Source organism: Daejeonella sp. (genome assembly GCF_044232565.1).
In the GTDB taxonomy this organism is placed as follows: domain Bacteria; phylum Bacteroidota; class Bacteroidia; order Sphingobacteriales; family Sphingobacteriaceae; genus Daejeonella.
This window is the reverse complement of record NZ_JBIILQ010000171.1, coordinates 1-6,105: the sequence shown is the minus strand read 5'-3', so window position 1 is coordinate 6,105 and position 6,105 is coordinate 1. Positions and strand designations below refer to the sequence as shown.

Annotated in this window: 6 protein-coding genes and 1 pseudogene; 3 read left to right on the top strand and 4 right to left on the bottom strand. The window is 35.2% G+C overall.

Annotation, left to right across the window (positions count from 1 at the left end; all coding sequences use genetic code 11):
• The 3 genes from ACILQF_RS09595 to ACILQF_RS09585 form a co-directional block, all read left to right on the top strand.
• On the top strand, nucleotides 1-200 hold a 200-nt coding region (locus tag ACILQF_RS09595; RefSeq protein ID WP_395627192.1), incomplete at its 5' end, for a hypothetical protein.
• Nucleotides 201-653: 453 nt separating this feature from the next.
• Nucleotides 654-2,381 carry a M14 family metallopeptidase gene (locus ACILQF_RS09590; protein ID WP_395627191.1) on the top strand — a complete coding sequence of 576 codons (1,728 nt, stop codon included), beginning with the start codon at nucleotides 654-656 and terminating at the stop codon, nucleotides 2,379-2,381.
• Nucleotides 2,378-3,010: a rhomboid family intramembrane serine protease gene (locus tag ACILQF_RS09585; protein ID WP_395627190.1), complete on the top strand. Its 633-nt coding sequence runs from the start codon at nucleotides 2,378-2,380 to the stop codon at nucleotides 3,008-3,010. Before ACILQF_RS09590 ends, ACILQF_RS09585 begins: the two co-directional genes overlap by 4 nt.
• Nucleotides 3,011-3,016: 6 nt before the next feature.
• Here ACILQF_RS09585 and ACILQF_RS09580 read toward each other — a convergent pair whose 3' ends face one another.
• The 4 genes and pseudogenes from ACILQF_RS09580 to ACILQF_RS09565 all read right to left on the bottom strand — a co-directional run.
• Entirely contained in the window at nucleotides 3,017-4,006 is a 990-nt protein-coding gene (locus tag ACILQF_RS09580; RefSeq protein WP_395627189.1) for a hypothetical protein, read from the bottom strand.
• 117 nt (nucleotides 4,007-4,123) lie between these two features.
• The gene (locus tag ACILQF_RS09575; RefSeq protein ID WP_395627188.1) at nucleotides 4,124-4,882 is read right to left on the bottom strand and encodes a DUF2490 domain-containing protein; all 759 of its coding nucleotides are present in this window, start codon (nucleotides 4,880-4,882) and stop codon (nucleotides 4,124-4,126) included.
• A 102-nt stretch (nucleotides 4,883-4,984) separates the two neighbouring features.
• Nucleotides 4,985-5,626, bottom strand: a complete 642-nt coding sequence (locus tag ACILQF_RS09570) for a carbonic anhydrase family protein (RefSeq protein ID WP_395627187.1) — start codon at nucleotides 5,624-5,626, stop codon at nucleotides 4,985-4,987.
• Between the two features lie 13 nt (nucleotides 5,627-5,639).
• Nucleotides 5,640-6,105: pseudogene (locus tag ACILQF_RS09565) on the bottom strand (SulP family inorganic anion transporter); the annotation flags it as partial.

Genomic DNA, 6,105 nt, shown 5'->3' with positions numbered 1-6,105 from the left:
AAAAAAGGGCTTTTGTTTCTTTTGGACTTCAAAAGAAAGAGAATTCATTTTTTTTGGATTCGGGTTTTATAAGAGAAATTGGAGTTTTAATGACTTTTCCCGCTCATAGCCGCGGGGGGCCTATTCACTTTTTCCTGGATGAAAAAGTAAACATGCCGAGGCTCTTCGCCGAGACCATGAGAACCTTTAAAAAACAATAAACAACAATCGAATAACAACCACCGCTGCGTCTGATGCTATGAAAGGTTCTGCGAAAGCTAGGCTTGTCATTGCCGCACCAGCCAAGGCGGAAAATCGATTGGGAAGGGTCTGTGAGTGGACGATTTTTGTTTCCCGCAGATGTCGCAGAATTCCGCAGATTGTTTCTGCGCTGATCGGCGTTAATCTGCGGGAGATTATTTTTGTGCGTTTTGCAGATTTTAATATCTACTGTCAATTGAACTGGGATTCAAGGCAATGAAAATATAAAAACTGATTCTAAGCAAAAGGGAGCTTGCTTTTTATTATATAATTAAAAACATGTTATATTGCATATAAATGGCTTTTTTTGTAAAAATTTTATTTTAGCCGTAAAACTTTAATTCTAAAATTCTCTTAATCTCCCAATATTATCAATAAGCTTGTGTATTGATATTATATTTGTGTTTACGACTATGCTTAAAAAAACCTTAATTCTTCTCTTTTTAGCTGTTTGCATTCAAAATGCATGGGCTCAAGTTATCCCTTTTGAAAAAAACAATAAACTTAGTGCCACCTATCAAGAATTGGTCGAGTTTTATACCCTTTTAGATCAAAAATATGACCAAATGCGGGTAATTGATTATGGTCCGACCGACATAGGCAAACCTTTGCAGTTAATTGTTTTGTCGAAGGATAAAGTATTTGATCCCGTGCTTATTCGAAAGCAAAATAAGCGTATCCTTTTGATTAATAATGGCATACATCCAGGTGAACCTGAAGGAATAGATGCCAGCATGATGCTTGTAAGGGATCTGCTTGAAAAGAATTCAATTCCGGATAATGTAGTTATTTGTATTATTCCTATTTATAATATTGATGGGATGTTGAACCGCGGTTTATCTCGTGTTAATCAAAATGGGCCCGAAGCTTATGGCTTTAGAGGTAATTACCAAAACCTTGATTTAAACAGAGATTTTATTAAGTCAGATTCACAAAACTCAAGATCATTCCAAAAGATTTTTACAACTTGGCAGCCTGATGTTTTTATGGATAATCACACTAGCAATGGTGCCGATTACCAATATATTATGACTTTAATTCCCTCTCAGAAGGATAAGTTAAATTCTGTTTTATCAAACTATCTAAGCACTAAAATGCTACCTGAGCTTTATACTAAAATGAAGGAATCAGGATACGATTTAACCCCTTATGTAAACAGTATGGGTGAAACTCCCGAATCTGGTATTGTCGGCTTTTTGGAAACACCTCGTTATTCAAGTGGTTATGCGGCACTTCACAATACCATTGGTTTTATTCCTGAAACGCACATGCTAAAACCTTTCGATCAACGGGTAAAAAGTACTCAGCAATTTATGGTTCATGTAATTTCTACCATCCAAAAGGATGCGGTCATAATTGGTGAAACAAAAAGGAAAGCTGATGAAGCAGTAAAAAATCAAGAGCTATTCCCTTTAAGATGGACATTGAACACGGATACATTTTCTACATTTTCATTTAAGGGTTTTGAAGCTAAATATAAAACAAGCGAGGTAAGTGGTAAATCACGCCTTTATTACGACCGTAATGAACCTTTCGAGCGTGATATTAAAGTTTTTGATGATTATAGGCCATCTTTAACAGTAAATAAGCCTATTGCGTATGTTATTCCGCAGGCATGGCAAAAGGTAATTGAACTTCTGCAATTAAATGGTGTAGAAATGAAGCGTTTAAGAGCTGATGTGGCGTTAGATCTTGAAATGTATTATATCGAAGATTATAAAAATGGATCGACACCATATGAAGGACGTTATTTAAAATCGCAGGTTAAGCTAAAAGCTGAAATGCGAAAAGTTAATTTTTATGAAGGTGATTACCTAGTTTTTACGGATCAGATAAAAAACCGCTATATTATTGAAACACTTGAACCACAGGCTACAGACTCATTTTTTGCTTGGAATTTTTTCGATTCCACACTCGGACAGAAGGAGCATTTTTCTGATTATGTATTTGAGGATGTGGCTGCTCAACTTCTCAAAGATGATCCTAAATTAGCCGAAGATCTGAAACTTGAAAAACTTAAAAACTTGGCAAATTTTTCGGCCCTCGACTGGGTTTATCGTAATTCAAAATATTACGAAAAAACCCATAAAAGATACCCCATTGGGCGATTGGTATCGCCAATTAAATTAGATTTGAAATGATAGAAAGCTTTATTAACGATACGCCTGTTGCAACAATTATATTCATTTTTACTATCGTAACAAGTATTTATGCTTTTTCTAATGCGGATGTATATGGAAAATTTATGCTCCATCCCTACAGTGTAAGTCGCGGGAGTAGGCTTTACAGTGTGATTACGAGTGGTTTAATTCACAAAGACTGGACTCACCTTCTGGTAAATATGCTTTCTTATTACTTTTTTGCTTTTACGCTCGAAAAAACATTTGTTTCATTGAGTAGCTGGGGGCATGTTCAATTTGGAGTTTTATATATACTAAGCATTATCTTAAGCGATATCACTTCAATTTTTAAGCATAAGGAAGACTTTTGGTTCAATAGTTTAGGGGCCTCTGGTGCAGTCTGCGCAGTAGTTTTTAGTTATATTTTATTCTATCCGATGAATAAAATGATGATTTTTCCAATTCCAATACCAATTCCGGCAGTTATTTATGGATTTTTATTTTTAGGCTACTGCTGGTATGCGGCGCGCAATTCCAGAGATGCTATAAACCATGATGCACACTTTTATGGCGCCTTAACAGGAGTTTTTATAACGATTGTATATTACCCTGATATCGCAGCATATTTCGTGAGACAGGTAATTGGTTAGGTAATTTTAGGAAGGTAAATCAACCTTTTCGGCAGCTACTAAATTGCCATTTCCATCTAATAGATGGCTTATTGGATTTTCAGGATCTTTCAATATTTCGAATAAAAGAATTCCCCAAGGTTTCCAGAAATTTTCTAGTACTTGGGCATAGGTTTTATTCTGCCAATTATCAAATAGAGGTTTATGGCTCATTCCCCTCAAGGGCATAGCTTCCACATAAATGGCCTCATCGGTAGGCATAATAGTGTATTCAGGCAAGCGATTGAATAGGTAATTTGAGTAAAAAAATCGGGCACAAATCTCCTCAAATTGCGCTGGGTGTAAAGGGTTTTTGTGAATTTTAGTTAAAACTTCTTTGTGGTAAATGGCATTGGTTCCATTATCTTGAAGACAAGCAATAATTCCAAAATCCTTCATCGCTAAGGAATAACTTAGGGTGTTTATTTCATCGCGATAATTGAAAAGATCCTGTTTTGATTCGATTTTAAATACTTGAATAGACCATGGATGATTCCCTTCAAACACCAAGGGATTTGAAAGCGATTGAAGCATCAAATGTAAGTTTCCGAATTTATGTACTAGAGATTGTGAGAATATAAACTCCTCTCCTTTAGCTTTTTGCTGCATTATTCCAATGCGAATTTCATTGAATAAAATGCCATAAACCATTTTTCCTATCCACTGAAATAATTTTAAATCAGAAAGTCCATTTACTGCATTATAGCCAGATAAAAATGCTGTTTTAATTTCCTGTTCAAGAGGATCTATAATCTCTTTATTGATGCGTGTTGAACAGGGTAACATCATGTGGCCATAGGTCGACATGCTTTCATCCAAAAGCTTAAATTGCTTGTCGTGAAGCTCATATTCTTTCATGAGCCATAGCGGGAAAACAGAGATCTCTTCCTCCTGATGTTGAAGTTTTTCTCCGCTTAAAAAGCAGTTTTGCTTACTAAAACTTAAGCGCTCGAAAGGTTTGTAGAGATCTATTGCCATGGCTAGCAAAGGTAGCAAACCGAATATTTTATTTCGGTGAATTGTTGTTTGTATTGTAATTTTTTTGAAAATTAATTTCAGGAAGCTTATTTCCAATAAATGGAGGCACTTGGGGGATTAAAAATTTAAAATTGTACTGATTAATATTCCTTTGTTGCTCTGAAATACATTCCTTCCCTCTACCTCTCTCGATAGTTGCGCTATTTGATTCAAATATCCGCCTTCAATGCGTGTTTTTGAATTGAAACGGTATCCTAAAAGGATTCCCAGTCTGTTTTGATCAAAAACATTTTCATTCACATTCTTTCCAAAACCTATTAATAGCTCATCATAAACTGCTAAATAGGGCGTGTTATCAGCCATTGTATTTCCTTTTAATGGCACTTGTACCCGAAACATATAGCGGAATCTATTAGAAAAGATAAATTGATCTTCTTTTTTCATTTGAGCATTAGAATACCTGCCAATAAATCGCTGTTCAAGCATGAACCTATGGCTAAGTTCAAAAGCTTTTATTTTATCCGTCAGATTCACCATTTGCCATGATCGATGTTCTGTGAACTGCTTCCCTAAATTATTTAGTGGAATATCTCCGTAATTATAGGTTTCTGCTAAAGCATAGCCTGCACGAACACTAAATTTCGGATTTATACTATAATTAATCCCTAAACGTAAAAGGTTTTGCATGGGATTGCTTATCAACTTATCTCGTCGCCATTGAAACTCCGAGTTTAAGGTCCAAACCTTATTCAATTTAATATTTGCAGAAAACGCATACCATCCAATAGTATTGGGGTCACTAATTCTTGTGTTTTGTGAAAAAGAAGGTGCTCCAATGCTGGTTAGGATTAGCAATAGGACTAAGTTTTTCTGCATGATATTGGGTTTAATGTTTTTTAAATTTTCTTTTATCTTGTCTAAAGGTATAAAATAAAAAAAGGGGACATTTTTAAGCGCCCCCTTCCCCTAAAACATGGTTTAATTTAAAACCAAGGTGTCTTCAAAAAACTCAACCTCTCCAGTAGCGATATCATGTGTGCCACCAACAATTCCAATTTTTCCGGATTCAATCATTTCTTTCAAAATGGGACTTCTTTCCATGATTGCTTTCACTGTACGTTTCACATTTATTGCGGAAACCTTTTCAACAAATTCAGAATTGCTTGAATTTCTATTTTCTTTTACTGTATTTTCATCATCAACAGCAGGTCTTATTTTTGTTAGAAGTGCGGTTAAGTTTCCCATTTCAACATGATCACATGCTCCTTTTACAGCTCCACATTTAGTGTGCCCCAAAACTACTATGATCTTTGAACCAGCTACTTTACAGCCAAACTCCATGCTTCCTAATATATCTTCGTTCAAGATATTACCAGCAATACGCACGCTGAATACATCACCTAAACCTTGGTCAAAAATTAATTCTGCCGAAGTTCTAGAATCAATGCAACTCAAGATTACTGCAAATGGATGCTGTCCGTCGGATGTTTCGTTAGCCTGCTGTAACAGATTACGGTTAATTTTTAAATTACTTACAAATCGTTTGTTACCATCTTTCAATAGCTCAAGAGCTTGAGTTGGCGTTATTGAATCTTGTAATTCTTTTGTTAGTGTTTTCATAATTTAATTTATATTAAATGTTAACTGGTTCTATAAAATTGATGGTTTCTACGTTAATATTTTTTGTTTTTGCATTCGTGCGATAATTGACAATCAGCTCGATAACATCATGTGCAATGGATTTAGATTTTGTACAATCAATAATCACCTTCGAGTTTTCTGGAATATCTTCTAAAACCTTCAAAACACTTGCTTTGTTAAAAAACGATACTTCCTCAGCTAAGGATAAGTGATACACTTTCTGACCTTTTTCTGTACTTGTTCTTGTTTGCAAATGGTGCGAATTCCTGTAGCTATGACGTAGTGTATAGAAAATTCCAAAAAGTAATCCAATGGTAATTCCTTTAAGTAGATCTGTCAATAAAATGGCTAGAACGGTCGCTACAAATGGTACAAATTGCTCCCATCCTAATTTATACATCTGCTTGAAAAGCTCAGGTTTTGCTAGTTTATAACCTACCATGATTAATATAGCTGCT